Source organism: uncultured Brachyspira sp. (genome assembly GCF_944390595.1).
Taxonomy (GTDB): domain Bacteria; phylum Spirochaetota; class Brachyspiria; order Brachyspirales; family Brachyspiraceae; genus Brachyspira.
The window spans coordinates 1-3936 of record NZ_CALXRN010000135.1 but is presented as its reverse complement, the minus strand read 5'-3'; the positions used below and the strand labels follow the sequence as shown (position 1 = coordinate 3936).

3 protein-coding genes are annotated in these 3936 nt (G+C 27.6%); all 3 read left to right on the top strand.

Annotated elements, in window-relative coordinates; all coding sequences use genetic code 11:
* Nucleotides 1–796: hypothetical protein (locus Q0J90_RS08085; protein ID WP_297277420.1), on the top strand; the 796-nt coding region annotated here is incomplete at its 5' end.
* A gap of 1011 nt (nt 797–1807) precedes the next feature.
* Nucleotides 1808–2713: a phosphate ABC transporter substrate-binding protein gene (locus tag Q0J90_RS08080; protein WP_297277419.1), complete on the top strand. Its 906-nt coding sequence runs from the start codon at nt 1808–1810 to the stop codon at nt 2711–2713.
* A 210-nt stretch (nt 2714–2923) separates the two neighbouring features.
* A partial coding sequence (locus Q0J90_RS08075) for an iron-containing alcohol dehydrogenase (RefSeq protein ID WP_297277418.1) occupies nt 2924–3936 on the top strand: 1013 nt, incomplete at its 3' end.

Genomic DNA, 3936 nt, shown 5'->3' with positions numbered 1-3936 from the left:
AATAGAAAAATTTGCAAAACTTTTTAAAAATAAAGCCTATATCGGCGGACCTCATGATGAGTTTATTATATATGAAAGAACAGGAGAGATATTGTTTAATGAGGTATTTTATCAATTAGATGGTGCTATAAGTGATAATGAATTTTATTTTTATTATCCTGCTAAAAGTTATAACTATGAAAAAGATAGTTATGAAGAGATTACAAATTATTGTGTGTTTTTATTTACTAATAATGCTTTAATGATGACTCCTTATAATTTATCTGTTGAACCAGATTATATTCCGCCTTTAGTGTCAAAGAATCATGAAGAAGCCTATAGTAATTACATTAATTATAAAGATAGTATGGAAACTTTATTTACTCTTGTAGATAATAAAGTTTTATTGAACAAAGAAGATGTTACAGAAAATATTTATGGTACATTTGAATCAGAAGATAAAAGATTTAGCATAACTTTATCTGAGATTGCAGGCGGTGAATATAATTTTAGTACTTCATCAAAGGAATTAAATAAAGAGATAGAAGAACATATTATGATGAAAAAAGATTTGAATGAAAAGGGCGAACTAAGTGAATACTGGAGTACTGAGTACGGACCTTCTGTTTATATTGGAAAGTTTAATGATGAAGTATATGGATATTTAAAAAATGTAATAGTTTTTAATTATGGTTATGCAACGGATTATTATTTATATATTTCAGTTGTAAATAAAGATACTTTAATATTACTTGAAAGATGTTCTCCTTATATGAAAAATTACGGATTTAACGGAATATTTAAAAGAAAAAAATAATTTTGTATAAGTAAAAATCTTTCCATTAAATAGTTATATTATTACATATTGAATAAAAATAGTGCTGCAATAATACAAATTATAGCAGCACTTATTATATGCTGAAACGGCTTTACTTATTCATATATTCTTTATGTATCATAGCCATATACTGACTAGCTGATAAATTAAGTTCTGCAGACTTTTCTACTATACTTTTCCATATATCATCATGCAAGTTATATTATGTCTATTCATTTTACCTTTATTAATATCTCTGATAGGTCTTCCTGTGCTTTCTCTTTTACTGACTTTATTTTCTATTACTTTTTTTCCATACTGTTAACACCATTATTAAATTGAATATGCTTATACATAAAGCACTTATGGATATTATACAAGTAATTTTTTCTAACATGCTTGACTCCTTTATATCTATGTCTTATAATATCCGAAGGAAGCGGGTTGCAGACTCACTCCCCTTTGGTTGTATTAAGAATTATTTCTTATTTTTAAAAGTCGTAACCGCAATTATTATAGCTGTCAACAAATTGGTAATTGCGGTTAGCAGTTCAGCATTATATCCGCTGTTTATATTTTGATTATACTAAATATTATTCAAAAAAGTCAATACTAATTTAATAAAAAATATATAAAAGCAAAGTGATTTAATTGAGTGAAAATTTGATTGTAGAAAATTTATAGTAAAAGCATTATCTCTTATAGTTTTTTATTTTTTCTTTACCGCACGCAGAATAAAATTTCAAATATGTATTTTATATGCAATTTAAATATTTATTTAAATTATAAATTTGTTATCCGTGCGTTAATTGAAATTACAAACTTAATAAAAACTAGGGCGGGTATGCTTTTTCTATTGAGATTCAAAATATTAAATAAAATTTGTATTATAATTAAAATCATAAAATCTATAGGGCGGGGTATGTTATAATTTTTAACTGTTTAATTTCTTGACTTTATATTTCAGCATGTTAAATTATTTTTTATTACAAAATATTAAAGGATAGTACTATGAAAAAAATTATACTTTTTCTATTAATTATAGCTCTATTATATAGCTGTAATTCAAACAAAACAGATAACGCATCTCAATCATCAAGTTCTGATAATACAGGTTTTAAAGCCGAGATTTCCTTCGACGGATCCTCTTCTTTAGCTCCTGTTATGGCTTCTATAGGTAATAAGTTTATGGAAGAATATGTTACTTGGGATAAAGTATCTTCTAATCTTCCTAATGAAAAAATATCTATATATGTATCATCAGCGGGTTCCGGTGCCGGTGTAAAAAGCATATTAGATAATACAGCAAGTTTTGGAATGTTAGCTAGAAAAATAAGAGATAATGAGAAATCTCAAATGACAAATTATAAAGAATTTTTGGTTGCCTCCGATGCTTTGACAGTTTCAGTTAATGCTAAAAATCCAATAACAAAAATTAAAGATAATTTAGATTCTGATACTATTAGAAAAATATTTTCAGGCGAATATAAATATTGGAGCGATGTAGATGCTTCTTTGCCTCAAAAAGAAATAGTAGTTATAATTAGAGATTTAAGCGGCGGAGCTTATGAGGTTTTCCAAGAGTCTATAATGGGAGAAACTCAAATATCACCTAATGCTATACAATCTCCTTCTATGGGAGCATTAGGAACAAAAATAGTAGAAAATGAAAATGCTATAGGTTATGCTTCTTACGGAGTTTATAATCAAAATAAAGATAATTTATTCGCTTTCAAAGTTGATGGAGTAGAGCCTACTAAAGAAAATATTTTAAATGGACAGTATAAAATACAAAGACCTTTAATGTTTATTAAAAACTCAGAACTTTCTGAAAGTGAAAATGCTTTTGTAAATTACATATTTAGCGGTATAGGAAAACAAATAGTAGAAGAAAACGGATATATTCCAGTAGAATAAAAAATAATAACTATCAATTAAATAATGCCGTAATATTTTATAAAAGAAGTATTACGGTATTATTATACTCATTTCAATAAATAATACTTTCTTTTTATTTGTTATAAAACCTTATTTTTAAGTTTTATCAATATTTAAATTATAATTTGATTTAAAAATTATAGAGCTGTATAATAGTAAACATAATATTATATTTAAGGGGTAGCAATTATGAATTTTAATTTTTATATGCCTAGCAAGGTTATATTCGGCAATGGTTCTTTAAACAAATTACATAAGCAGAAATTACCTGGTAAAAAAGCATTAATTGTAACAGGCGGTACTTCCATAAAAAAATACGGTTATTTAAAAAGACTTCAGGATGAATTGGATAAAGCAATGGTAGCTTATGTTTTATTTGATAAAATACTTCCTAATCCTATTAAAGACCATGTAATGGAAGGAGCTGCTTTAGCTAAAAAAGAAAATTGTGATTTTGTTATAGGTATAGGAGGAGGAAGCAGCATAGACTCTTCAAAATCTATTGCTGTAATGGCTACTAATGAAGGCGACTATTGGGATTATATATTTGGAGGTACAGGAAAAGGAAAGCCTGTTCCTAATGACCCTCTTCCTGTTGTTGCAATAACTACTACTGCAGGAACTGGTACAGAAGCAGATCCTTGGACTGTTATTACTAATGGAAAAGAGAAAATAGGTTTTGGTTATGAAAAAACTTATCCTTATCTTTCTATAGTAGATCCAGAACTTATGAAGACAGTTCCTCCAAAACTTACAGCTTATCAAGGTTTTGATGCTTTATTTCATAGTACAGAAGGATATATTAATAAAATAGCAAATGATATGAGCGATTTATTTGCATTAAAAGCAATAGAACTTATAGGAAAAAGTTTAGCTGATGCTGTTAAAGACGGAAATAACATGGAAGCTAGAGAAAATGTTGCTATGGCTAATACTTTATCCGGAATAGTTGAAAGTACTTCAAGCTGTACTGCTGAGCATTCTATTGAGCATGCTCTAAGTGCATATTATCCTAATCTTGAGCACGGGGCAGGACTTATTATAATTAGTAAAGAATATTATACTGTGATTGCAAATGCACATGACTGCGATGAAAAAATGATAAATATGGCTAAGGCTTTAGGTAAGAAAGATGCAAATAAAGCTATGGATTTTGTTGATGCTTTAGTTGATTTGCAAAAAGCATGCGGAGTTGATAATTT